This window comes from Rhodoferax aquaticus (assembly GCF_006974105.1).
Taxonomy (GTDB): domain Bacteria; phylum Pseudomonadota; class Gammaproteobacteria; order Burkholderiales; family Burkholderiaceae_C; genus Allorhodoferax; species Allorhodoferax aquaticus_A.
This window is the reverse complement of record NZ_CP036282.1, coordinates 521,185-544,487: the sequence shown is the minus strand read 5'-3', so window position 1 is coordinate 544,487 and position 23,303 is coordinate 521,185. Positions and strand designations below refer to the sequence as shown.

At 58.5% G+C, this 23,303-nt stretch carries 35 protein-coding genes; 11 read left to right on the top strand and 24 right to left on the bottom strand.

All coding sequences use genetic code 11. The features are described 5' to 3' along the window. Positions 1-19: 19 nt before the first annotated feature. From EXZ61_RS02565 to EXZ61_RS02455, 23 genes are all read right to left on the bottom strand, one after another. Positions 20-607 (bottom strand): phage tail assembly protein, encoded by a 588-nt coding sequence (locus EXZ61_RS02565; RefSeq protein ID WP_142808726.1) that lies wholly within the window; start codon positions 605-607, stop codon positions 20-22. A 137-nt stretch (positions 608-744) separates the two neighbouring features. After that, the gene (locus EXZ61_RS02560) at positions 745-1,116 is read right to left on the bottom strand and encodes a hypothetical protein (RefSeq protein ID WP_087493885.1); all 372 of its coding nucleotides are present in this window, start codon (positions 1,114-1,116) and stop codon (positions 745-747) included. Between the two features lie 34 nt (positions 1,117-1,150). Continuing rightward, positions 1,151-2,626: a phage tail protein gene (locus EXZ61_RS02555; protein WP_142808724.1), complete on the bottom strand. Its 1,476-nt coding sequence runs from the start codon at positions 2,624-2,626 to the stop codon at positions 1,151-1,153. 58 nt (positions 2,627-2,684) lie between these two features. Continuing rightward, on the bottom strand, positions 2,685-2,909 hold the full coding sequence (locus EXZ61_RS02550; RefSeq protein WP_142808722.1) for a hypothetical protein: 225 nt from the start codon (positions 2,907-2,909) through the stop codon (positions 2,685-2,687). A gap of 10 nt (positions 2,910-2,919) precedes the next feature. Next, positions 2,920-3,522, bottom strand: coding sequence for a hypothetical protein (locus EXZ61_RS02545; RefSeq protein ID WP_142808720.1), 603 nt, complete (start codon positions 3,520-3,522; stop codon positions 2,920-2,922). After that, on the bottom strand, positions 3,519-3,965 hold the full coding sequence (locus EXZ61_RS02540) for a phage virion morphogenesis family protein (RefSeq protein ID WP_168224677.1): 447 nt from the start codon (positions 3,963-3,965) through the stop codon (positions 3,519-3,521). The genes EXZ61_RS02545 and EXZ61_RS02540 overlap by 4 nt, the downstream gene beginning before the upstream one ends. Then, complete coding sequence (locus EXZ61_RS02535; protein WP_142808716.1) at positions 3,965-4,480, bottom strand: phage protein Gp36 family protein; 516 nt, start codon at positions 4,478-4,480, stop codon at positions 3,965-3,967. The genes EXZ61_RS02540 and EXZ61_RS02535 overlap by 1 nt, the downstream gene beginning before the upstream one ends. Positions 4,481-4,486: 6 nt before the next feature. Continuing rightward, a complete protein-coding gene (locus tag EXZ61_RS02530; RefSeq protein ID WP_142808714.1) occupies positions 4,487-4,918 on the bottom strand; it encodes a hypothetical protein in 432 nt (143 codons plus the stop codon). A 74-nt stretch (positions 4,919-4,992) separates the two neighbouring features. After that, positions 4,993-5,949, bottom strand: a complete 957-nt coding sequence (locus EXZ61_RS02525; RefSeq protein WP_142808712.1) for a major capsid protein — start codon at positions 5,947-5,949, stop codon at positions 4,993-4,995. A gap of 60 nt (positions 5,950-6,009) precedes the next feature. Beyond that, complete coding sequence (locus EXZ61_RS02520; RefSeq protein WP_142808710.1) at positions 6,010-6,393, bottom strand: capsid cement protein; 384 nt, start codon at positions 6,391-6,393, stop codon at positions 6,010-6,012. A 33-nt stretch (positions 6,394-6,426) separates the two neighbouring features. Next, positions 6,427-7,602 carry a hypothetical protein gene (locus tag EXZ61_RS02515; protein WP_142808708.1) on the bottom strand — a complete coding sequence of 392 codons (1,176 nt, stop codon included), beginning with the start codon at positions 7,600-7,602 and terminating at the stop codon, positions 6,427-6,429. A gap of 168 nt (positions 7,603-7,770) precedes the next feature. Then, a complete protein-coding gene (locus EXZ61_RS02510; protein WP_142808706.1) occupies positions 7,771-8,085 on the bottom strand; it encodes a hypothetical protein in 315 nt (104 codons plus the stop codon). A 228-nt stretch (positions 8,086-8,313) separates the two neighbouring features. Then, positions 8,314-8,805 carry a hypothetical protein gene (locus tag EXZ61_RS02505; protein WP_142808704.1) on the bottom strand — a complete coding sequence of 164 codons (492 nt, stop codon included), beginning with the start codon at positions 8,803-8,805 and terminating at the stop codon, positions 8,314-8,316. Further along, entirely contained in the window at positions 8,802-9,401 is a 600-nt protein-coding gene (locus EXZ61_RS02500; RefSeq protein WP_168224676.1) for a gp16 family protein, read from the bottom strand. Before EXZ61_RS02500 ends, EXZ61_RS02505 begins: the two co-directional genes overlap by 4 nt. Positions 9,402-9,521: 120 nt before the next feature. Beyond that, a complete protein-coding gene (locus EXZ61_RS02495; RefSeq protein WP_142808700.1) occupies positions 9,522-9,704 on the bottom strand; it encodes a hypothetical protein in 183 nt (60 codons plus the stop codon). After that, a complete protein-coding gene (locus EXZ61_RS02490; protein WP_142808698.1) occupies positions 9,701-10,213 on the bottom strand; it encodes a host-nuclease inhibitor Gam family protein in 513 nt (170 codons plus the stop codon). Before EXZ61_RS02490 ends, EXZ61_RS02495 begins: the two co-directional genes overlap by 4 nt. Before the next feature lies 1 nt (position 10,214). Then, positions 10,215-10,883, bottom strand: coding sequence for a hypothetical protein (locus tag EXZ61_RS02485; RefSeq protein WP_142808696.1), 669 nt, complete (start codon positions 10,881-10,883; stop codon positions 10,215-10,217). Positions 10,884-11,121: 238 nt separating this feature from the next. Next, a complete protein-coding gene (locus EXZ61_RS02480) occupies positions 11,122-11,337 on the bottom strand; it encodes a hypothetical protein (protein ID WP_142808694.1) in 216 nt (71 codons plus the stop codon). Next, positions 11,337-12,332, bottom strand: a complete 996-nt coding sequence (locus EXZ61_RS02475) for an AAA family ATPase (RefSeq protein ID WP_142808692.1) — start codon at positions 12,330-12,332, stop codon at positions 11,337-11,339. Before EXZ61_RS02475 ends, EXZ61_RS02480 begins: the two co-directional genes overlap by 1 nt. Beyond that, a complete protein-coding gene (locus EXZ61_RS02470; protein ID WP_237219067.1) occupies positions 12,329-13,945 on the bottom strand; it encodes a Mu transposase C-terminal domain-containing protein in 1,617 nt (538 codons plus the stop codon). The genes EXZ61_RS02475 and EXZ61_RS02470 overlap by 4 nt, the downstream gene beginning before the upstream one ends. 75 nt (positions 13,946-14,020) lie before the next feature. Beyond that, on the bottom strand, positions 14,021-14,221 hold the full coding sequence (locus EXZ61_RS02465; protein WP_087493865.1) for a hypothetical protein: 201 nt from the start codon (positions 14,219-14,221) through the stop codon (positions 14,021-14,023). Then, positions 14,218-15,243, bottom strand: coding sequence for a hypothetical protein (locus EXZ61_RS02460; RefSeq protein WP_142808687.1), 1,026 nt, complete (start codon positions 15,241-15,243; stop codon positions 14,218-14,220). The genes EXZ61_RS02465 and EXZ61_RS02460 overlap by 4 nt, the downstream gene beginning before the upstream one ends. Positions 15,244-15,266: 23 nt before the next feature. Next, entirely contained in the window at positions 15,267-15,470 is a 204-nt protein-coding gene (locus tag EXZ61_RS02455) for a helix-turn-helix domain-containing protein (RefSeq protein ID WP_342590565.1), read from the bottom strand. Positions 15,471-15,878: 408 nt separating this feature from the next. Here EXZ61_RS02455 and EXZ61_RS02450 point away from each other — a divergent pair, with 408 nt between their 5' ends. The 3 genes from EXZ61_RS02450 to EXZ61_RS02440 are packed head-to-tail and all read left to right on the top strand — an operon-like array spanning position 15,879 to position 17,153. Continuing rightward, on the top strand, positions 15,879-16,340 hold the full coding sequence (locus EXZ61_RS02450; RefSeq protein ID WP_142808685.1) for a S24 family peptidase: 462 nt from the start codon (positions 15,879-15,881) through the stop codon (positions 16,338-16,340). 4 nt (positions 16,341-16,344) lie between these two features. Further along, complete coding sequence (locus tag EXZ61_RS02445; RefSeq protein WP_142808683.1) at positions 16,345-16,563, top strand: YdcA family protein; 219 nt, start codon at positions 16,345-16,347, stop codon at positions 16,561-16,563. Next, entirely contained in the window at positions 16,560-17,153 is a 594-nt protein-coding gene (locus EXZ61_RS02440; protein WP_142808681.1) for a hypothetical protein, read from the top strand. Before EXZ61_RS02445 ends, EXZ61_RS02440 begins: the two co-directional genes overlap by 4 nt. Here the strand turns inward: EXZ61_RS02440 and EXZ61_RS02435 are convergent. Continuing rightward, positions 17,150-17,410 (bottom strand): hypothetical protein, encoded by a 261-nt coding sequence (locus EXZ61_RS02435; protein ID WP_142808679.1) that lies wholly within the window; start codon positions 17,408-17,410, stop codon positions 17,150-17,152. The genes EXZ61_RS02440 and EXZ61_RS02435 overlap by 4 nt on opposite strands. A gap of 152 nt (positions 17,411-17,562) precedes the next feature. Between EXZ61_RS02435 and EXZ61_RS02430 the strand changes: the two genes are divergently transcribed. The 8 genes from EXZ61_RS02430 (at position 17,563) to EXZ61_RS02395 (ending at position 23,303) form a co-directional block, all read left to right on the top strand. Next, complete coding sequence (locus tag EXZ61_RS02430) at positions 17,563-17,907, top strand: putative holin (protein WP_237219066.1); 345 nt, start codon at positions 17,563-17,565, stop codon at positions 17,905-17,907. 64 nt (positions 17,908-17,971) lie between these two features. Next, positions 17,972-18,631 (top strand): transglycosylase SLT domain-containing protein, encoded by a 660-nt coding sequence (locus EXZ61_RS02425; RefSeq protein ID WP_142814069.1) that lies wholly within the window; start codon positions 17,972-17,974, stop codon positions 18,629-18,631. Beyond that, positions 18,628-19,146, top strand: a complete 519-nt coding sequence (locus EXZ61_RS02420; RefSeq protein ID WP_142808677.1) for a hypothetical protein — start codon at positions 18,628-18,630, stop codon at positions 19,144-19,146. The genes EXZ61_RS02425 and EXZ61_RS02420 overlap by 4 nt, the downstream gene beginning before the upstream one ends. Before the next feature lie 2 nt (positions 19,147-19,148). Next, complete coding sequence (locus tag EXZ61_RS02415) at positions 19,149-19,361, top strand: TraR/DksA C4-type zinc finger protein (RefSeq protein WP_142808675.1); 213 nt, start codon at positions 19,149-19,151, stop codon at positions 19,359-19,361. Beyond that, the gene (locus tag EXZ61_RS02410) at positions 19,358-19,642 is read left to right on the top strand and encodes a hypothetical protein (RefSeq protein ID WP_142808673.1); all 285 of its coding nucleotides are present in this window, start codon (positions 19,358-19,360) and stop codon (positions 19,640-19,642) included. The genes EXZ61_RS02415 and EXZ61_RS02410 overlap by 4 nt, the downstream gene beginning before the upstream one ends. 3 nt (positions 19,643-19,645) lie before the next feature. Then, positions 19,646-20,155, top strand: coding sequence for a DUF1804 family protein (locus EXZ61_RS02405; protein ID WP_142808671.1), 510 nt, complete (start codon positions 19,646-19,648; stop codon positions 20,153-20,155). After that, positions 20,155-21,747: a phage terminase large subunit gene (gene terL / locus EXZ61_RS02400; RefSeq protein WP_142808669.1), complete on the top strand. Its 1,593-nt coding sequence runs from the start codon at positions 20,155-20,157 to the stop codon at positions 21,745-21,747. Before EXZ61_RS02405 ends, terL begins: the two co-directional genes overlap by 1 nt. Further along, the gene (locus EXZ61_RS02395; protein WP_142808667.1) at positions 21,744-23,303 is read left to right on the top strand and encodes a phage portal protein family protein; all 1,560 of its coding nucleotides are present in this window, start codon (positions 21,744-21,746) and stop codon (positions 23,301-23,303) included. The genes terL and EXZ61_RS02395 overlap by 4 nt, the downstream gene beginning before the upstream one ends.

Below are 23,303 nucleotides of genomic sequence, written 5' to 3'. Positions count from 1 at the left end.
GGTTGCACGCCTAGTGATGTCAAGCGCCATGGCCTGAAGCTGCGGCGTTGGCACCACCTCCAGTGAAATCGGCGAGCAGTGCAGGGCCAGACTCAGGGAGACCAGCATGCGATCCCACATCTGCAGCCTGGCCCACGGGCTGTGGGGATGAGCTGGTTCCGGCCGGAATGCGGCCAACGGCAAACTGGTCGAAGTCAGCCTGGGTGATAACGCCGTAACGCAACTGGGCGGCCAGCGTCACCAGTACCACTCGCTCCTCAAGCAATTGCAGATCGTGGGGGCTCAGCTTGCCAAAGGTGTCCAGGTCAAGCACGGCCAGGGGGAGCTTGGTTCCATCGCACTCAAAGTATTCGCAATGGCGCATGGTCATTGCGTAGCGGAAGTCAGACTCACTTACCAGCAACTTGGGCACACCGCCCACCGTCATAACTCGCTCCGCCATCCGGGCTGCAATGCGCTCGTCAGCCACGGACGTTTCACGCAGCCGGACCGTGCGGTACTTGATAGTCTTGCCGCCCACATCTGCAGGCAAACCATCAGCCAGGGTCAGTTGGAATATGTCGTCAATGCTGGACGACACGACAGCGGGGGTGCTTTGTGTGTTCATGGCATGCAGTGTCTGACTGCACGCCAGTTTGGTCATGGTGAAACACTTCACCGCACCAAATGAAAGGGCGGAGCACCTTTCGATGCCCCGCCCAGTGCCCTACATGGGCCAGCCTTCACGCGCTACAGTTGTTCAGTTCACAGCCATTGCAGCTCTGAATTCAGGATGAAGGTGATATCCACCGTGCCGCCACCGATATCACCAATGTCGCCAAACGTTGCTTTAGGTGCCATGACCTTGCGGCCGGTAAAGCTGTCGCGCATCGAAATCTGCACATTGCTCATACCCGCATACGTCTTCGGATCAGACGTAGACGCCCACTGCAGCTTGGCCTTGAGCAAGCGAGCCACACGGGCACGCAAGACAAAGTCATCACCACTTGCCGACAGCTTGGGCGAATTGGTGAATCCGGCCGCACCAGAAATGGAAGCGGAGCTGTCTTCAAACGCGATGGGTGCCCCATCCACAATGATCACGTCGACATGAAAGAGTTGGTTTTCACCTGCCATGTGTTTCTCCTGGTAGTTTCAAATAAGGCCCGACTTACACCTGACCCGCAACCACGTTGCTGGTCACCTCGGTCTGGTAGTGCTGGGTCAGGATCACAGGCTCATCCATGATCTTCAATTTGCCGTTAGGGGCATCAATCTCCACCTTCAAGGTCGAGATGTAGTAAGGCATGTTCTGGCACAGGCCTGCATCGCAGAAGATCTTGTACAGCCCAATCATGATTTCTTCGGCCAAATCAACCGTCATGATCTTTTGACCCGGAATCGGCTGTTCCACGTACTGCCCCAGCTTGTAGCCTGCGTTGTTGTACTTGTTTTGGAACTCGGTCACCCGATACCAACGGTAGAAGCTCATCGTCTTGAGCCAGCACATTTCGGCCATGCTGCGGTCAGGCGCGCCACCAGGGCTCAGCTTGTAGTTAGTCACCATGCGCAGCAGGCTGCCGGTGTAATCCACAGCAATGTTCAGTGGTGAGCCGCCTTTTGCCAGCAGGTTATTCATGCTGTCAACTACAAAACCCGCACCCTGCACAGGCCCTCTGTAGCCCAACAACTTGGCAGTCGGCCCCACAGCCGGGTCAATGGCAGCGCTGCTTTCAATCGCAGCACCTGCCATGGCTGCAGTCTCCCAAGGGGAAGTGCAGTCATTGGTCACAGCAATGGTGTGCACATGCGGGCTGTTGCGGGTATTCAACCAGGTGGTGATGGCGGCCTCAGTGCCACGTACGCAGGTCACTACCATGGCGTCTTGCATGTTGTTCTGCAGCCAGCGGGCAGCCAGCTCGTTTTCAAACAACACCATGTTGGGGCTATCGGTGAATGGGTTGACGATTTCCGTCGCACGGTAGAGATTCATCGCCGTGATCACGGGAGTCACATCTGGCAACACTGCACCACCTGCCATAGCTGGCGTTGTCAGCGTCACACCAGTCGCCAGCGCATCGTCTGGGTAGTAGGTAGTGCGTACGTTGATGTCGTTGCCTGTCGGGCCACCCCACCGAGCAGTGATGGTCACCGTACTGGCAGCCACCGCCGCAGTGACAGGCAGCTTAGCCATCGCATTGATGGCGGCGTTCAACTTGGTTGCAATCGTGGCCGAGGTGTCGGCGGTCGTTACCCCCACGCTTACCCGCTCACCGCCGATGTACAGCATCACCTCACCACCTACGGTAGGTGCGCCGCCAACTACCAAAGCACTGGTCGCCTTGACGGCCGATCCGCCTTCATTAATGGCAATCACATCAATGGGCAGGCCCAAGTCAGCATTGGCCTTGGCATCACGCCACATTGCCAGCAGCATGGAGCCTTCGCCCAGCTTGGTGATGGCATCTGCCTCCGTAGTGATGGTGGACAGCGTATTGACGGCCAGCGTGCCGCCCACCAGCTTGTGGCCCACCAGGAGCAGGCGACGTGGCATACCGCGCATGCCGCGAATCGCGCGGCTGAAATCAATCTTGCTGGCAACGTAGGGCACCAGAAAGTTCAAGCTCATCAAATTGGAAATAGACATTTAGGTGCCCTCCGTTCAGTTGGTTTCAAAAATGGTTGGAATGCAGGTTTGGTGGCGTTTACACGCGCACCAAGTCTCCGTCTTGCAAGCGCCGCAGGGTGGTCACCGTCACGGTCTGCAGCGTGGGCACACCAGCCTCAAAGTCCTTGCCGGTTTCGTTGTTGATCAGCTCCAGGCCATCGGCCACCTGGACATGAATCAGTTCACCCAGGCGAGGTGTCTCTTGTGCGGTTGCCACGCCTTGTGTCTCTTCAGGCATGGTCTTGTTATCTGCTTTGGGCATAGTGGCTCCGTCAGTTGGTAGGGAAAATAATTTTTTCGGTCACTGTCAGCGGTGCGCCAGTGGGCGGCGCTGCAGCGGGCTCAGTAATGCGAGCGGTGTCTTCAATAGCAACGCTCAGCCAGTCATACAGTGCAGGCTTGCCGTCAGCTCCAGCAATCGGCTTCACCGCCTGGTGCCAGTCCACTAGCCAAACGGACTGGCCCAACTTGTCCACCGCACGGCTGTAAAGGTTCTCAGCTGATGCGTCGTCTTCGAGTGGCCCCACATTAATTAATGTGGAGGCAGAGCTGTCTGGCATCCACTGGCGCATCACCAGGCACAGCTTTTCAGCCAAGGCCATACCCTGACGCATACGCACTTCGCGCTTCGCGTTCTTCGCCACCACAAAGGCAGCCACACGCACCTGGCGCGCATACTTCCCGCTCAAGCGATGGCCGGCGTGCAGTGGTTGCCAACCCAGCACGGTTACAAAGATGGCCGGGCAGGTGTAGCTCACCTTGTCCATCTCCCCCGTATTGAATTCACCACCATAGGGTTGCACAGTCACCACTTCAGTCTTAGCGAAAGAAGCGCGTATATAGGTTTCCACCTGGTCAAGCAGTGCAGTGCTCATTGCAGCGCCCTCAGCTCAGCAATCAACAGGTCACCGACTCGCCGCTCTTGGCGCTCGCCCATGCCCATCACTGGGCGGGCGGGCAGAGTGAAGCGGTGCCCCTTGCGACCTGTTTCACCTCCAAAGTGGTGAATGGCGGCATAGACCGAGTTGCTACCGATAGCCAGGCCAGCGCCTTCTAACTGAAAGGTGTAGCTGTCATACAGGTGGTGCTTGTCGATCAGCGTCTTACCGGCGCGGCCGATAGCAGCCTCGCTTTGCTCCATGGGCTTGCCATCAAACAGCTTTTGCCCGTCCAGGTTGTCCTGGATGTCGCCCTTGAAGTACTCACCGATATCCCGGCGAACCTCTGCAAACTGGTTTGCGCTCAGCACTGCCAGGCGCGCGAGATGCATGCTGATAGGGCTTGCATCAAAGCCATAGCGAATGGATGTGCCTGCCATCAATAGCTCCTGGGCGGAAAGCTGCCCCAGTTGAAATTGGATGCAGCCTGCCCAGTACGCACACGCCCACGGCTTGCCACTTCTTCCCCGGCCACGGTGATCAAAGACACCCGGCCAGACTGCACATCCTTCAGCCATGCGCGCCAGCGGTCGGCAATCTGCACCATTCGCTCCGTGGCGTTGTCAGAGTCATCAGACACGCCCTCGCGGGCCAAGGCAATGCAGCACTCTTCAAGGGTGCCCGCATTAGCGTCAGAGGTCGACAGCGGCAATGTGACGGCACCACGCAGGTAGCCATCCATGAAGTTACTCACGGTCGCCAGCTTGCGGGTGATGCGGTCTTTGGCGGCGTTGGCCGCAGCTTGCTCGGCGGCGCTTGGCGTGCCGGTCCATGACCCAGTCAGCGCACCACTCAGCAACTGGCTGGTGAGCAGCTGCTGCTCATCGGCCAAGAGCTGGGTGGTCTCATCCAGGCCATATTCCTGGACGAAGCGCTGGGGGGTCGCGTAAGCCATGGCGCTTTACTTCTTCTTCGCGGCCGCAGCGGCTTGCGCAGCGTCAAAGGTAGCCTGGTCAGCGTCCAGCTTGGTTCGGGCAGCAGCCAATGCAGCGGTTTCAGCATCTAGTTTGATCCGCGCATCCGCTAGGGTAGCTTGATAAGCTTCCAACCCATCGCGGTCTTGCACAAGGCGCGCACCCTCAGCTTCTAATCGTGCCCGCCACGCTTTGAGAAACTCTTTTTCCTGATCCAAGGAAGGCCCCAACACCACGGCAGTGCCCGGTGCCTTATCAGCCTTGCTGACCTCGACAGCACCCACTTCCAACAAGGGCTTAGCCAGCAACTCATTGGTTTCGAAGTCTGTCCCCGCCGGTTGACCAGGACCGTAAAGCACACCGTTGTGCTCTACCGCCACTAAGGCCGTGAGAACAACTGACAACAAAGCATTCGACATAAGTCTCTCCAGAGAGGGTTTTTGAATTTAAAAGAAGGCGGTACATACCTCGCCTCATGCCATCCAGTTGGACCTTAGGCCACCGCGTTCTGGAAGTAGTAGCCCAGCGCTGTAGCACTCACTACTTCTTTCACAGACTCCGCCACACGCACGCGCTGGGAGCCACGGATACCCATATTGGGTTCGGGCCTCTCTCCGGCCACCTTGTCACCCCACTGGGCAGTGAAGCCCCAGCAAGGCTGCTGCGCCATAGCGGCTTCCTTGTCCACGTAGAGGAACGCGGCATGCTTGCCCCAGACGCGCTGGTTATTCACTGCCTGACCCTTGCGAGCGGTGTTCACAAAACCAGCGCCAACAACTACCCTCTGGATTTCCAGCACTTGGGCGAGCTGGTCGCGGGTTACTACGCCACCGGTTTGCGCAGTGCCGAATACAGCTTGCACAATGCGCGGGTGCTGACGCAGTTTGGTAAACGTGGCCTGACCAAACACCGCGACGTTGGGGCGGTATACCGGTACGTCCAAGGCAGCCAAGATGGCGTCCAGTGGGTTGCTGTTGGCAAAGTCAGACCACTGGCTGGTGCCGGACAGCGTTGCTTGGTTACCGGCCGCGAAGTTGGCGGTGTTGAACACTCGGCCCGCCACACGCACCTCACGGTCCAGCTGAATCAGCTTGGTAGTCAGCATCGTGCTCACATCCAAGGGGTTCGGCGGGCCACCGCGCGCTGGTTTCACCATGCTGTTGAAGGCTTCCACTTCATCATTCGGAACAATGTCGTCCAAGCCGTAATCCAACACTTCGTCGTTGACCAGGCTTCCGGTGAAGTCCACTTCAGTTGGCACACTCTTGCGGCCCACCAGCGTCTGCGGCACAGTGAAGCCCTGCGCCACGTCATAGTTTGACCAGGCGAACTTCTTTGCGGTTCCGATGCGCGGCATCACTTCATCAGCGATGAGTGCAGTGGCCGGGTTTGAATACACCATCGCAATGGCGGTCAACGTCGGGTTGATAGGAAAGGCAGTTGTAGCCATGTTTTCTCCTGAAAATTGAAAGGTGAACTCAAGCCGATCCCAAAGGACTGGCGCCGACTTTTAGCCCTGCACAGAGCCCGGTTCGATGGTGAAGCGAATCACGTCACCAGCAGCACTGGCAGACTCATCTGCGACGCCGATGATTCGGTTGTTCACGCCAACACCAGGCGCTGCAGTCACAGCACGGCCTACGCCGTCCGAGGTGATCAGGGCGCCGCGAGTAATAGCCGCACCAGCTTCGACCCAAGCAATGCCGACACGAACCACGTCAACACGCTCGCCAGTGGCGATGCCTGGAGGCATTTCGTTCACCACACCGATGATGGAATCTGTGGCTGCGGTAGCTAACGCCACATTGCGGTCGCCGGTGCCGGGCCTTACTAGGCGGTTGTTAGGAATGGCAGCGTCAGCAACATAGTTCACTGCCAGTAAAGGATTAGCCATGTATTTCTCCGAGAGTTAATGGGTGGGTTGGAGTCAGACGGCGCGGGACACATAGGCCACCGCTTCCGGCAAGGACACCGACAAGCCCTTGCCTTCCTGTTCTTTCATGTACTCGCGAGCACGGTCGGCAATCTGGTTCGCATCAGTGCGGTCAATGGCGTTTTGATCGCCGCCAAGATCAGATTGGTTGCCCAGCTTGACCACAGCCTTGCGCGCTGCCATGAAATCCGCGAAGAACTGAGCAGCCGTCTTTTTTACTTCCTTGCTGTCTGCAGCACTGAAGCTGAATTCACCATCGGCCGACTCCAGGGAAGTCATGAATTCAGCCAGACCATGCACCTCGGCAGGTGTGACCAGACCCTTTGCAGTCCAGTCATTGATCTGCACACCAATGCGCTCGGCTTGGCGTTCTCCCTGCAGACGTACCAGTTCTGCCTGGCTGGCTGCAAAGGTTGCAGCAGCGGCTTCTTCCGCTTCTTTGCGGGCCTTGGCAACAGCAGCATCTAGCTGCTCTTGGGAAATCGACATAGCACCTCCTGGTGTGTTGGTTTGAGAAAAAGAACCTGCTGTGCTTGGTGCCACTTCAGCGCGAGCCGCCGCCTTCACACGCTCTGCGGCATCCGCTACAGACTGGATGCGCCAGTTGGGCAAGGCCGCATCCGCAGCATCAATGCCCTTGTCCGCAATGAGCTGCTCACGCAGGCCGCGCAGCAGCTCCGCCGTGTCGCCCAGGGCGTAGCCGATGTCCCAGTCCTCTGCATCAAACTCATAGGCATCCACCTCAGCGCTGTAGTCCAGCGGGGTCAAGCCATCAATGGCCGGGGCAGCAGCACCCAGCCAGCCCACATGACGCATCCGCCAGCCAGCATCCTTGTCCTGGAACACCGACACCGAGCGATTGCGGTAAGCACCGCTGTTCACACCAGCTTCAAAGGCCGGGTTGATGTCTTCAAACTTCACAAACAGGGAATTGCCCTCGCGCTTGGCACCATCGGGCTTCACCCAGGCAAAGGCCGGGTCGTTGTGCTTGGGGTGCCCCAGCACAGCAGGCGCGGCGCCAAGCGCCAGGTTGCTGACCATCTGATCCAGGTCAGCTTCAGTGAAGGTGCAGCTGCGGCCTTTGCTGTCGGTATGTGCTCCAGCGCGGAACACCTCAATCCAGTCGGACAGGCCTTTGAATTCGTGAGAAGGTTGGAGTGCTTGTGTCATGCCCTGCACTGTGCCGAGCAGGGTCAATTACGTCATGGTGAAACGCTTCACCAAATAGAGTAAGAAGTGGTTTTGCAAATGAGGCCCGTGGCGGGCTTTGAAGCGTTGCAGGCTCCCGATGTACCGGGCTAGACGCTGCAAGCGGTTTTAAACGGGTTTGTGCCGTTTTTAAACAGGGTTTGCCTGTTGGGCAGCACCTGAAGCCATGTTCAATGCAGCACCCCTGACTTTGTTCACATGCGCTTCTAAGTCTGAGTTAAGCACCATGATCAACTTGGCCAAGTCGCCACGCTGTAATTGTGGCAGACCTTCACCGCCATTGCGATCACTATCGGCAAGTTGCGCCACTGCACGGAACGCACCCAGCTGGTCGCTTAAAGCATCAACGGCGTCCACCACATCAAACGCGGGGTGTTGTTGATTTTGGTTGATATAGATGGCCGACACCTTGGTCGGCCCAGACAGATGGTCAGGCAGGCTCACATTAACTCCCATTTGAATAAAGCGCCTGACCGCCGATATGGCGGCGGCTCGAACGGGTTGACGGACCGGGAGACGCGGGGGCGTACCGGCAGGAGTTCGCACTCCTCCCATCCGAGCCGCCAAAACTGGAGCTGGATGAAGGAGCCGCAAACACTGCGGTTGGCGGCTCGCGCCGCGTCTCTGAGAGGCCGTCAAACCCCACTGCGCTTTTTATGCGCAGCGGTGAAATTATCGCAGCAACGTGCTGCCGCCTAGACCAAATGGGTCATTTGCAGCGCCAGGTGTGCTGCGGAGGGACGGAGCCTCTTCTGCAAAGAGGTCCATAGTGAAGTGATCGGTACTGTCGCCATGGCCGCTCAAGATGTTGAGCACATGGCGGCGGCTATAGCCGGTAGCCTCTGCTGTCTCATCTACTGTTAGGCCTTGCTCCCTGCATTGGCGCACCTGGTCGTGGCGCAGTTCACGCAGGTATGAGTCGCCCTTGGGCAAGTCAAAAGCCTCGCCACCGTATTCCTGCACTAAGAGGGCAAAGGCCTCTTCGCTGAGCGCCATGCGCAGCGGGTGCTCTGCCTTGGGTGTCTTGGGCACTGTGACCCGTGCGCCCCCATGCATGCCGATCAGGCGCAGGGTGTCAGCCTCACCAATCACACGCACCAGCTCGCGCAGGCTCTCGGGCAGAGCCTCACGCTTGATGGTCAGCACAGGGGCGGTGCGGCTCATGCTTGCTCACATTCCTGTAGAAACTGGAACATCGGCCAGTAATAGTCAAATAGTGCCGTGTGGCCCTCGGCCTGGGCACGCCGCAGGCTGTTAACCATGTTCAGCACATCCTCACGCTGGCCCGCTGTAAGTGCATTCAAGTCCATTGCCTGAATACGAGGCTTCACATAGTCCGGCAGATGGCGCATGGCCCAGCCCTTAAGGCCCTCAATCACTGCAAAGTGGTTTGCCCACTGCAGCGCATCCACCTTTGCCATACGCTTGGTGTATGCAGCCAATGCCACCTCGCTCGGATCGCGCACCTGGCCCAGCACATGCAGCATCAACCAGATCGCCCGCACTTTTCTGCTCTGAGCGTCTTGTGCCAGCGTGCGAGTCTGCTTAGCTTTGCCGGTGGGTTTTACCTGGAAGCCCTTGGCTTTGAAGTGCTTAATCACACGCTCACGCTCAACCGCATTCAGGTCTGCCGAGCTTTCCTTGCCAGTCAGCTCGCGCAGTACATACACATAGTCGTCACGTGTCATAGAGAAGTGAGACCGCGCCATGTGGATCAGGGCCAGCTCCGACTTACGGCGAGGGTCTTTCGTCATGTTCATGGGTTTCATTCCTTTTTCAAGCCCCCATCAATAGAGGTTTGAAAAAAGCCCCCGGCCGAGGCCGAGGGTTAAAAATCAATGGCAGCCCGCGCTGCTCGATTGATCAGGGAGAATTTCGATTCAGTGGATGGCAGCGAACTCGGCCCACAGTTGCTTTGCAACGGCAACCCAGCCAGCCTTCCATTCCGGCTCAAGCTGTGCCCAGTTGGGTTTCGGATGCAGCTGGTCAAACGCGCCGTTGTTCGCCATCTCTTTCACATGCGCTTCAAAGGCGGCTTGTGCAAGCTGGTCAAAGGTTTTCAAGCTGCCACCTCTGTATCCACTTCAAATGGGACAATCACAAAGTCCTCCACACCGGTGACGATGGACACGCCAGGCACGCCCTTGGCCTTTTCGGGCTCATTGAGCATGGCTTCTTTGTTGATCTCTTCCTTGGATCGAATGAAGGCATTCATGCCCATGTTCTTGAGCCAGGCGATCACGGCATCCACGCCAGTGACCTTCACGCTTGGAGGGCGCTGACGCCACTGCACCTCGCCGGTGACCAGGTTGGCCGTCTTGCCTTTGCCGCATAGTTCTTCGCGGTTGGCTTCGCAGTAGATTTGCACGCCTTTTTGCAGGCCAGCAATCTGCTCCTGCAGGTCTTTCAGCGTAGGGGCAGCATCGTCGGTGAGCTTGGCCACCTTGTCGTTGAGGTCAGCGCTCACACGGCCGTGCTCACGCGAGAGGTCGCCAATCTTGCGAATATCGCTTTGCACCTGCGCCATGGTTTGGGGTGCGTCGGCGGCTTTGGTTTTGATACGGGTTGCCATTTCAGTTTCCTTCTTCGGTTGGTAAATCTTTGGTTGGGATGGGTACACGCTTGCGGATGGCCGCAATCTGCTCACGGATCGCGGCGGGCATCGGTGCAGCCCGCTTGTTGTCCCTATCCAGCTTGGCCAGTTCCGGGTCTTGGGTGGGGAACACCTTGCCCAGCGCATCGCCAATAGCCATTGGCTGGCCCTTGACGGTCACCGTGGCATTGGTGGAGCCATGCTTGCGGCCCGCTTCAGATTCACGCTCTTGTGCGGCTTCAGTACGGTCAGCCATACGCATCAGCGTGGCGTACAGGTAGCCATTGCCATCCAGTGGCAAAGACAGCGTGCCTTTCTCCTGGGCTTCAAACACGGCCTGCAGCGCTGCCTTCCATGCGTCTGGCCCCACCGCCCAGGTGCGGCCGTTGCGCTCAATTGCGGTGCGCTGAATGTCTGGAACCAGTTCACCCAGCAGCTTGGCCAGCTTGTCCATGCGCAGCTTCTGTTTTGGCGGCTTGTGGAGGCGCAGGTAGCGCACCACTAGACCGCCGAGCGAGAAGGACTGAACCAGCAGTGAACCGATCAAGCGACGCACCTGGTCGTCATCCACCATGCGCGCAATGAGGTTGTCCAGGCTTTCTTCTGCCCCACACACCTGGCAGGTAGTAGTCAATAAGCTAGCGCTCATGGGTTTGGCCCCATCAACCAGGCCACGACAGCGGCTAAGGCTGCACCAGTCTTTTGCACAAAAGTGCGCGCTGAAGTTTGACGGCGGTAAGGGCCATCAATCACGCCTGGAGCAAACGGCTTGGGTTGCACCTCATAGTCATCGCAATCCGCACAACAGGGCTTACGGTTTTGGCATACCCCCAGCTCTAGGCATGGGCGTGGCGGGCGTGCAGGTGTCCGGTTACAGGTCGCCTGGTTCATGTTGTAGCCCTCCGTCCACGGGCTGCGGTCACACACACCACAACCGCTTCGGGGAACAGCTCCAGTGCGCGCTCCAGTGCATCGCAGGCGTTTGGGTACAGGCCTTCATGCTCACCACGTGACCCGTCAGGCATCTTGATGACAACACGGCAATGCACTAGCAGCAGCGGGCCGAATACCGGGGCCCGCACGGTTTCAACGGCGGCCAGCATTACTTGTCCCCTTCGTAACGGGGTTTGCTCATGAACAGCACCTTGGCTGCAATGGCTTCAATCAGGGCGCGAGACAAGGGCAGCTTGCCCATGCCATAGTCCTTGATCGCTGGGATCAGGTTTTCATTGAGCACTCGGGCGCTGCCATCGGCATAGGCCCAAAGGGTCTCCAGCACTTCATTGGACAGGTCACCGGCATCTGCCAAGGCAATGCGCGCCATGTCGTCGGCATCGTCGCGGCTGATGCGTTCAATCGTCTTGGGCCACATGCCCACCCGGCTGCGAATCTGGTCAAACTGGCCGTGCTGCGGCTTGATCAGGTTGGTCAGTTTTTCCGTGCCCACCAACACCACGCCTACCTGCGCCATGTCGCGCAGACGACGCAGGTGCTCTAAGGCGGCGCTGCTCATTTTCTCAGCCTCATCGGCAATCACCACATAGTTTGTGCCCCTCAGCACGCGCACCAGCTCTTGAAACTTGAGGTTCAGTCCCGCAGGCACCGCATTATTCAATTGCCCAAGCAGCTCAGTCATCAGCACGCCGGGCGTCATGTTCGGGCTCACCTCAACTAGCAAGGTCATAGGGTGCGTCTCACGGTATTCCCGGCAGCAGCGGCTCTTGCCTATGCCCACATAGCCAGTCACCACACCAAAGTTTTGGTGCTTGCGCGTGCGGTCCATCACCAGGCACATCAGGTCGTGCACGCTGCCTTTGATGTAGCCTGGCGTGCCATCACGCATGCGGTCGCCCTCTACCTCCAACACAGCCAGCATCTGGTTGAGCTGTCGGGTGGGGCTGCTCACGTACTTGCCGCTCAAAATCTGGCTCAGCGTGCCACCAGGGATGTTTGATTTCTTACTCAGCCACGCGCGGCTTTTGCCCGCGTCGTTGAGCCACTTCAGGACTTCTTTCACCTTGGTCCGGTCTTGCTCGGAGTAGGCACCTGCAGCAGGCATGCCTGGCAGTGCGGTTTGATTGATTGCGGGGGTGCTCACTTGTCATTCCTCCAATTGAGTAAATCGATTTCAATAACTTCAGGGGCCTTGTCCGGCGCTGGCAGCGCAGGGCGCAGGGATTCGATGGCGGCAAACTGGCCGCTGGCTTCGATGGGGTCGTCGCGTCGGCCTTTGGCCTCTGCCACCTTGCGTTCCAGGCGCTTGAGCTGGCCCTGCAGTCGGCGGTCTCGGCCTTCTTCCAGTCGGCTGGTGGGAAGTACGCCGATCTTGTTGACCAGCTTGGCCTCCACCACCAAGCGACCCTTGGTGTCGTAAATCCAGACGCAGCGGTCGTTGTGCAGGTCGTATTCCACGTCCACCTTCTGCGCGTCGAACAATGCCAAGGCCTCGGCAAAGTAAAAGCGGTTGTGCAGGCGCACTGTCTGGCGCAGCACCGTGCAGGTCTCGCGGGGGCGGGCAAGGGCGTCCATGCTCAACTCCACTGGCACCGGCTGCAGGTCGTTCCACACCTGCGCGGGCGTGCGGCCGTGTAGCTTGTCCTGCGGCTGGTTGTGGTAGTGATCCAACCAAGCGGTAAAGCTTTCTACATAGCTCTGCAGGCTGGGCAACGTGCGGCGGCCCATGCTCAAGTCAGCGCTCAGTCGGCGGTTGGTTTCCGGAGCCATGTCGTCGCCGCAGTACACCTGGCCGTTTGCAAAGAACTTGTCGTGTTTGTCGCGCACGGTGCGGAAGAACCGTTCAATCCAGCCCTTGCCGTGCGGGTTGCCCGGCAGCGCACCGATCACACCAATGTCCATGCGTGCATAGAAGCCGGTGCTTTCATCGGACAGCAGGCGGGCACGGTAGCCGGGGCCTCGGTCCACGTACACCCATGCGGGAACATGGTCGAAAGTGCGCATGGCGTGGCTCAGCGCAAACATGGTCGAGACCGTGCTTTCGCTTTCCGACAACCACCAGCCCACGATGTAGCTGCTCTTGATGTCGATGAACACCGTCAGCTCGGGGCGGTATGGCTTGCCAGTGTTGGGGTGCGCCACGTAGCAGTCGGCCGTGTGGCCGTCGCCTGCGTAAATTTCACCCACCAACACTTCGTCCAGGCTGCGGCGCTGGAACTTCTGGCGCGTCAGCCTGTGCAGGTGCTGGCCGATCCGTGCAGGGCTGAACTTGCCCAGGGTCGCTGGCAGCGCCTTCAGGTAGCGTTTCACCCGGCTTTCAGTGACCTCTTCAAAACCCTCTTGAATGAGCTTTGATGTCACATCGGCAAACCCTGGCTTGCCGGGCAAGTTGTAGAGGGCCACGGCGCGCTCTTCCCAGCCGTAGGCCTGTCGGACGCGGCCGGTGTGCTTGGGCAGCAAGGCGTTCTTGCCGTCCGTGATGTAGCTGCTCAGCCAGCGCTTGATGGTGGGCTCGCTAATCACGTCAACTACCGCGTCACCGGCCAGCATGGCAACTAGGTGCTTGGTCCGCAGGTCTGCCGTGCCCGCTGCGAGCTGCGACTTCAACAGTGCTGCTGCATGGTTGATGCTTGCGCCGCCATTCACCAGGTCGGCAAGCGGCTGCAGCAGCGACTCACGCAGGCCCGCCACCCGGCGCGCTTCGTCACTGGCGCTGGCCCAAGGGTCCGGGTTCAGAGCCGCAGGAAGATCACTCATCTGGCGGATGTCTTTTGTTAATTTAAGGAGTGCGCCCATAGGTCACCTAAAGGGGGTGGGGTGTCCGATGTGTGCTTAGGCCTTGCCCTTGCGGGCGTTGGCTGCGAGTGATGCGGCTTGCATTGCCCGCTCAGCGCGCCCTTTGTCTTGGGGGCACCATGGACTCACGATGACGACCGACACGCCTTGCCTTGCGTACTCGGCAAGTGCTTTAGATGTGAGCACCTCACGACCCCGGTCAACGTAGACAGTCTTGGTTTCGGTTGCTGTGCTCATTTCTTGCTCCCAGTGGTTGCTGGGGCTTCTGGTGCCTTGGTCGGACGGCCCTTGCCCTTCGGGCGGGCCTGTGCGCGCTCATGCTCACGCAGGGCGGCTTCGTGCTGGTGCACGGCTGTCAGGCGCGCCCAGTCTTCGGCCACGCCCTTAATCTCCGATGCATCCAGGAAGGCCAGTACATCTGGCTGCCCTGAGACCCGATCAACGTCCTCGCCCATCGCTTCGACAAAGCTCTTGATAGAGCCGTCTACCAACTCGCGCAACGCTAGCAGGCCGGAGAGGCCGAGTCGAAGGGATGGCTTCACCCATTCGGCCGCTTCGTTGTGGGCAACCAAGCCGACGATTTCAACGCCCACCGGATGGAGCGACGTGATAGCCAGCTCGGCTTTCTTGATCAGTGCAGCCAGCTCAGCGCGGGCATCCGCCACCACCAAGGGCACAACCTGATCTTCGGCGTCACGCTCGGCGCGGCGCTGCTTCTTCTCCAGGGCCTTCAGGTCTGCATCGGCCTTGTCGCGCTGCACAGCGAGGTCGGTGCTGGTGGCCTCCAGCTCACGGATGCGCTGACGCAATCCGCGCACGCTCAAGTCGTCGAGATCGCTGTGCTCATCCGTCAGCAAGTCCTCAATAACAGCGTCATCGGCCGCGGCAAGCATCAGGACCTTTGACTTGGGCATTGCGAGCAGCCGCTCTCTTTCGTCTTCTGTGCGAGCCAGCAGGAACTTGGTGTAACTAATGGCACGGTAGGCAGCATCCTTACCGAAACCTCGTTCTTCTATGAGGTTGAGGAATTCGCCGTGCTCACATTCGGCTTGCAGACTGGAAAGGTCCAGGCCAGCAGCAACCATGCAGTGCATAGAGCGATTCATGTTTTGCGCTGCTCGTTCCACACGAATTTCTCTTGGGTCATCCAGGTTCAAGCCAAAACGGGATGCCAGCGCTACTGCCGCCTCTGAGACTTCAAATTTCGCAACGTTGCGAACTTCTGTCGCCGTCAGTTCTTTTGTTTGGTTCTTTGCCATGTTGGTCTTCTTCTCTGGTTGATTTACTTGATGCCCAAAGCGACAGCCACACGGTGACCCTCGCCATACAAACCTTTGTTCACACCGCGCACCACCTCGCTGACGGTGCGGTACTTGAACCCCTTCCTTTGGGACCACTCGGTCAAAGTCACCCCCTCTGCGCGAAGCGCTTCTTTGGCTTCGTTTGCAGTTTTTTTAGTTCCGTTAGTTGAATTCATTTTGCTCATGCGTTCATTCCTCATGACTGTTAAATGCCGTTTATTTAACTGTTATCGATCATAAGTCCTGTTTTTAAAACTTGCAAGCAAAAAGTTTCACTTTCGGAACTATTGGTGCTGCAGAAAAAACAAAGTCCCGTTTTTTAGACTCAATTAGGGCTATGCGTACCGCTTTGTTTGACGGATACTCCTCGTCCCAGTTAACAGTGAATACACCGTTAACCAAATCAGCAGCGGGAGTACAAAAACGTGGATGCAGAAACGGGACTACGGCTAAAAGCCGAACGGCAGAGGCTTGGTAAATCGCCAAATGAATGGGCGGCTATCTGCCATGTAAGTCGAACCAGTCAATTTGCATATGAAGGCGGCGACCGGGCTCCTGATGCCGACTATCTAAAGTTGGCGCACGCCTCCGGGATGGATACGCACTACGTGGTCACTGGTGAAAGGATCAACGGTGACTCAAGCTATGTGGTCGTGCCTCAAATCGACGTGGCAGCGAGTGCGGGCCCTGGCGCAATCAATGGCGATGAAGAATGCAATGGCGGCTTGAGCTTCAGTCGTCAGTGGCTGCACAAGCGCGGACTTCAGCCTAACAACTTGAAGGTCATCAGGGTATCGGGGGAGTCCATGCGTCCTGTTATGAATGACGGCGACAAAGTGCTGGTAGACATCGGCGACACACTACCCAAAAGCGGTCGCGCTTACGTATTGCTGCAAGGTGATGAGTTGCTAGTTAAGTACTGCCAACTCCTGCCTGACGGCTTGCTGCGGGTAAGCAGCGCCAACCCCAATTACCCCACCTATGACATAGACCTGGCAAAGACACCAGGGGTCTCCATAGTTGGCCGAGTGCGTGCATCAACCCACGAGTGGTGAGCCGATGAAAACAGTTGCATCCTTCTTCATGCTGGTCTTTTGCCTGACCCAAGCTCTTGCCACCAACACACCATGCTCTGGAAAGAAGGGCGGTATATCGCACTGCATGGGCCAGCACTTTGTCTGTAATGATGGAACGACCAGTCAGTCCAAGAAAATATGCAGTGCTGAAGCCCCTACGCCACCAGTCAAGGTCAACAAGAAAGAAGGGAAATCAAAATGATTATCAGCAAGCTGACTCCGCTACTTTTACTGCTCGCAAGCGGTGCCATCGCGCAAAATCAACCAAATATGCAGGAGGTGGGCAACTGCGCCTTCATCAAGGGTATGCCGGTCACCCGTGCCGAATGCGAAACACTTCGCAAGAATCATGAAGAAATTGAAGCCAAAACGCAGCGGCAGGAGGAGTTTGCGGCAAAGGCCCATGCAGACTTTGAAGCCCAACGGGCTGCTGAGCGGGAAAAGCTAGCACGTGATCAAGCCAAGTGGGCTGCAGAGCGAGCAGAGCAGCAAGCTAAAGACGCCGAGCGCGAAGCGGAGTACAAGCGGCAAAGTGCTGCTGACGATAAAGCTTATGCGTTGGCTGAAAAGAAGGCTGCAGCCGCAGAGGAATTGCGCAAGTTCAAGTGCGGAGCCGACTACAAAAAGCCAAGTATCGGCATGACCATGGCTCGTGTGCGCGAGTGTGTTTCGACTTCATTTAAAGAAGCCGGTCAAACCAATACTGCCCAAGGTGTTGTCACGACCTACCGCGCTCCAGGCGGCTACCTCCATGTGATTGAAGGTAAGGTTGTTCAGTGGGGAAAGTTCTAGCTGAAAAGGAATTGAAATAGACGGCGCAGCCAAGATGTTGGTTTCGCTGAACGAGTCTTTCCTGCGGATTTAACCGCCCAGCCCTCCGGCGCGGTAAACGCAGACCAATCTGCGGGCAAACGAGTCGCTGGCGTTTTATTCAGGCCAAGGGCATCGAAGCGCGCTCGGAACTCATCAAGCGTTTCGCCATTGCGTAACGCCTCTTCCAAACACTGTCGTACTTTTTGAAGCCACTCGATATCGGGTTGTTTTGGCATGGGGTATTCCTCAGTTGAGTAATTCATTGCGCGCATTGAATCACCCGACAAAAACACTCTCACGGTGAAACACTTCACCATGACCAAACCCCGCTGACTCTAGAGACTGTGGGCTTACTTGTCATAAGCCTATCAACCTCTAGGAGTCAGCCGTGAATAGTCAATTTCCCCGCATGCTCAGTTGGGCACTACTCACCGTAGTGCTCATCATCGTCGCCCTGTTTTTTCATGGGGCATATCCCGGCACACTGCTGGCCGTGACCCTGTACAAGGCCCACCTCATGGCCTTGGGCGGCTGGGGTGGCTACTGGTTAGACCGGGCTCTCTTCCCCTACGACCGGCCGCACCAATACCTTGAGTGCGACATATCGCCAAAAGAGGTTGCGCAAGGTGTTGCCACGGTAGAGCTAGTCGCGTCCGCGTCCTTTGGGCAAACGATGCTGCGCCGTGCCATCGTAGTGGCAGCCTGCCTAATCTGCGTGGGCTTGGGAGCCTGAGATGCGAGTCAGCAACCTGAGCCGATGGACGCAGGGGTACTTCCGTCGTCGCAACGCGCGGCGCATGGAGCGCTTCCAGTCGGCTACGCACCGCCCTCTGCAGCGCGCAGCTCAAGCCATTTTGTGGCTGCATGCCGCGTTCGTCGCACTCATCGTTGCATCCTGCACTTATGGCAACACCGCCCATGCACAGCCCATCCCTCGCGAAGCCCAGCGCTACCAGCTCACACTGAAGCGCGAAGCCCAGCTCGCCTGGGGTCTGCAGGCACCGGTTGCCACATTTGCCGCCCAGGTGCACCAAGAGAGCCGCTGGCGTCTGGACGCTCGCTCACCTGTGGGTGCAGAAGGCCTGGCGCAATTCATGCCCGCCACGACCAACTGGATCGGCGGCTTGTACACCAGCCTGGCAGACCGCGCCCCTACTAATCCCACCTGGGCGCTGCGCGCCCTGGTCACCTATGACAAGTGGCTGGCAGACCGCATCAAAGCAGATGACGAATGCCAGGACATGGCCTTTGCGCTGAGTGCTTACAACGGTGGCCTTGGTTGGGTCTACAAGCGCCAGAAGCTCAGCACCACGCCGGGCCAGTGCCTGGGTGCCACCTGCACCATCAACCCCGGCATCACTGCTGCTGCCCAGAAGGAAAACCAGCATTACCCCGAGCTGATACTGCGCCGCTACAAGCCCCTCTACGCCTCATGGGGCAATGGAGCCTGCTCATGATTCTGAGCGCCATCACCAAATCACTGATGCCGTCTTCCTGGTTCGCCATTGCGGTGTTCTGTATTGGACTAGGCACCGGAGTTGGCGTCACAACATGGGGCCTCACTGCCCGCCATGACGCCAACCTCTCCGCTATCGAGCTAGACCAGGAGCGCAAGGTCTCCGCCGCCCGAGCAAACGACATCGAAACCCTGAAGCTGGCAAAGCGACATGGCGACGCCTTGACGCTGCAGCTCCAAGTCACCGAGTCCACGTTAACCAAGAATCAGAGGGAGCTGCACGATGCAATCCGCACTCAAACCAATGGCCGTGCTTGCCTGTCTGGCAGCGTTGTCAGGCTGCTCAACAACTCCGGCTCCACGGATGGAGCCGCCCATCTGCCCGCGCCCGCCTCAGGCGCTGCTACAGCGGATGGGGCCGCTGCCTCCGATACCGATGTCGCTGACTGGGCAGCCAACGCCCGCACTCAGTACGACATCTGCCGCGCCCGGCTCAACGCCCTGATCGACTGGTAGCCATGGACGAAAAGTTTCACGAACAAGCCAGCCAGCTGGAACTGGATCGCCGCTCAGATGCCTTGGCAGCTGTGCGCCTTACCTTGAACCGTGTGGGCCAGCCTGAATGCGACGAATGTGGGGAAACGATTCCTGCAGCCCGCCGCAAAGCGAGTCCCAACGCCATCCGGTGCATTACCTGCCAACAAGTTTTCGAGAGGACTTACAAAAAATGAGCGATCCAAACAACAACACCACGGTGCTGGTGGAACTGGGCCAAGTCAAAGGCCAGCTATCGGCACTGACCGATCTCATCCGCCAAAACCATACCGCAACGCAAACCCGCATTGAAGACCTTTCAAAGTCGGTTGGTGTACGCTTTGATGGCATTGAAAAGCGCCTTGCTACGCTGGAGCAAAACGAACGCGGAACCGCAATGCGTGCGGCCGGTACCGGCGCTCTGTCGGGCGCTATCGTTGCGGCTGGTATCGCAGCCATGAAGTACCTGGGCCACTGATCAATGGCCTACGACCGCTCCACCCGCAACAAACTGCGCGCCAGGTATGTGCAGGGCTTGCCGCTGGCCACGGCGGCCGAGGCGTGCAAGGTTCCGTACAACACCGCCCGCAACTGGAAGCGCCAGGACGCGGAAGAAGGCAACGACTGGGATATCCAGCGCAATGCCCGCCGCATGACCAAAAGCGGCGTTGAAGAGATGGCCAACGAAGTGCTGGGCGAGCTGGCCGAGCAGTTCCTCGCCACGCTGGAAGCCGTCAAGAAAGACCCCAAGATGGCCGCCGCCCAGCGTGCAGACATCATGGTCCGCTTAATGGACGGCTACAACAAAGCCATCGGTGCCGCCAGCCGCGCCATGCCCAACGCTAACCGCCTGGCCGTGGCAATGGATGTGCTCAAGTTCCTGAACATCTTCATCGCGGGGCGCTTTCCCAAGATGCGTGAGCAGTTCTTGGAAGTGACTGAGGCCGCTGGAGATGACCTGGTGCGCGAGTTCAGTGGGAGCGGTGCCTGATGGCAAAGCAAAAGCGCCTCAAAGACAAAGAGTTCCTAGACGAGCTGCGCGCGTTCGCGGACGAGCAGCGCCGTCTGATTGAGGCCGAGTGCGATGGTTTCTCTACGGACCACGCAGCCCGCGACAAGCGAGCCAGCCGCGCACAGAACGACTTTGAGTTTTTCGGCAAGACCTACTTCCCGCACTACATCAAGGGCGATCCCTCCGCCTTTCACCGTTGGTTCTACGACAACGTGCCCCCCATGCTCGACATGAAGGTGGGCCAGCTCATTGAGGTATCCGCACCGCGTGGCGAGGCAAAGTCTACCCTTGGCACCCAGTTGATAAACCTCTGGCTAATGGTTACTGAGCGCCAGTGGTTTCTTCCCATCGTCATGGACAGCTTTGACCAGGCGGCCACCATGCTGGAAGCCATCAAGGCGGAGTTGGAGAGCAACCCACGCTTGGCGATGGACTTCCCCAACGCCTGCGGCCGGGGCCGTGTGTGGAATGCCGGTGTGATCGTGACAGCCAACGGCCGCAAGGTGCAGGCCTTCGGCTCCGGCAAAAAGATGCGCGGCCTGCGCCATGGCCCGCACCGTCCTGGCTTTGTCACGCTGGACGATATTGAGAACGACGATAACGTCCGCTCCAAAGAGCAGCGCGACAAGACCGAGGCATGGGTGAAGAAGGTTGTGATGCCCCTGGGACCACCAGACGGCTCCATGCACATCCTGTACCTCAACACGATCCTGCATTACGACTCGGTCGCCAACCGCTTCCACCGCAACCCGCTGTGGAAACGTGTCAAGTTCAAAGCCATCGCTCGCTGGCCTGACCGCATGGACCTGTGGCAGGCCTGGGAAGAGATGTTCATCAATGAAGGCGAAGAAGTTGCCGACGCCTACTACGCCGCAAACAAAGCCGCGATGGACCTAGGTGCCGAGGTGAGCTGGCCCACAGTGCGTCCGCTGCTGCGTTTGATGAAGATTCGCGCCAGCGACCACCACGCCTTCGACTGTGAGTATCAGAACGATCCCACCAACGACGAGAACGGCTTCTTCCAGAACATGCAGTACTGGGTGCAGCCGGTGCGTGAATGGGTGTTCTACGGCGCACATGACCCCAGCCTGGGCAAGAACAACAAGAGCCGCGACCCCAGCGCCTGCCTGGTTGGCGGCTTTGACCGTGCGAGCGGCAAGCTGAGCGTGGTGGAGGCGGTAGTCGCCCGCATGATTCCCGACCGTCAAATTAGCCAGATCATTGAGTTTCAGAAGGTCTATCGCTGCCTGGTGTGGGGCGTGGAATCCATCCAGTTCCAGGAGTTCTTTCGCCAAGAGCTGATCAAACGCTCTGCAGCAGCCGGTGTGCCGGTGCCAGCCGTCGCGCTCACACCTCACAGCGACAAAGACCTGCGCATTGAGTCGCTTAGCCCGCACGTCAACAACGGCCTGATCCTATTTAACCAGGCACACACCGTGCTCAACACCCAAGTCCGACACTGGCCCGAGGCCGACCACGACGATGGCCCGGACGCCCTTCACATGCTCTGGATGCTTGCGCAGTCACGGGCCGGTGGCATTCCCAAAATCCGCACAGGTAAAACACGATGACCCCCATCAAAGGCATGATCCGCAACCTCACGAGCTGGCTCGGCAAGCCCGTCGCCACGCCTGAGACAGACCCACAGCGCTTCTTCGGCAATCTGCAAGCACTGCCCAACCCCGACCCCATCTTGCGCGAGATGGGCCGGGCGGATCAGGCCTACCACTCCATCATGATGGACGCGCACGTGATCGGTGAGATCCGCTCCATCCGTGGCTCATTCCGTTCGCACGAGTACCGCCTGGAGATAGGGCGGGACGGCGATAGCAAGTCAGCCGCAGCCATGGCGCTGTGCGCCTCTTGGATGGAGACGAACAGCCCGAACGATATTTCCGATTGGCTGGAGGTGATGTGGCAAATGTGCGCCTGCATCTTCACGGGCTACCGTGCGCACGAGCTGGTGTGGGAACTCGTGGACGGCAAGTACCTACCCACCAGCGTGATTGACCGCCCTGGCCGTCGCTTCCGGTTTGACGTGAAAGGCGCACCCTTGCTGGTCTCAAACGCGGCTTGGCAGGGCGCACCGGTAGAACCTTATCAGTTCGTGATTTCAAGGCATATGCCCACCCATGACAACCCCTACGGTATGCCATTGCTGTCGAGCTGCTTTTGGCCCTGGACATTCAAGACCGGCGGCTGGCGCTACTTTGTGAAGTACTGCGAGCGCCACGGCCTCCCATGGCCTATCGGGCGCTATCCCTCTGGCACCAGCGAAAGCGAGCAAGACGACTTGGCCGCAGCCTTGGCCGGAATGATGGAGGCTGGCTATGTCGTGATGCAAGAAGGCAATGGAGTCGAGCTGCTCGTACCCAACAGCAGCGGCTCTGGCAACTTGCCCCAGCAGAACCTCATCAGCCTTTGCAACCGTGAGATGTCCAAGGCGCTGACCAGCCAGGCGATGGTGGGCGAGCAGCTTGATGTAGGTGCGCGTGCAGCAGCTGATACAGCGAAGGCTCGGCAAAGCGAGGTACACGACTCCGACCGCGATATCGCAGCGGCAAGCATGGCGCAGATTTTCAAATGGATCACGCTGTTTAACTTCGGAGATGGTGTAGCCCCACCCACACTGGCGTTCTTCAAACAGGAAGCCGCTGGCAAAGACCGCGCATCCACCTACCAGATCGCAGCCAACATGGGTGCTCGCCCATCTCGCAAGGCCATGCTGGAAGAGCTGGACATTCCCGAGGCAGAAGACGATGCCGACGCCTTGTTGCCTATGTCCAAAGGCCCAGTGGCACCAAAGGCATCTGGCACAGGTGAATCACTTCCAGCCGTGGACTTCTCCGCTGTGGCCGGTTTCACTTTCGCCAAAGCGGCTGGCATGACTGAGGATGAAGCCATGCAGCTTGCTGCCGAAGCGGCCGACCAGGCTATCGAAGACCACATGATCGCGCCGGTTGCCCAGATGCTGGCCCAGTACGAGTCCGAGGGCAAAACGCTGGCCGAGTTCCAGGCCGACTTCACCAAGCTGGTGGGAGACATGGACGACGACGCCCTGCGTGAAGTACTGGACCGTGCCATTACCTATTCCATGCTGCGCGGTGCTGCCACGCAAGCCAGTTAA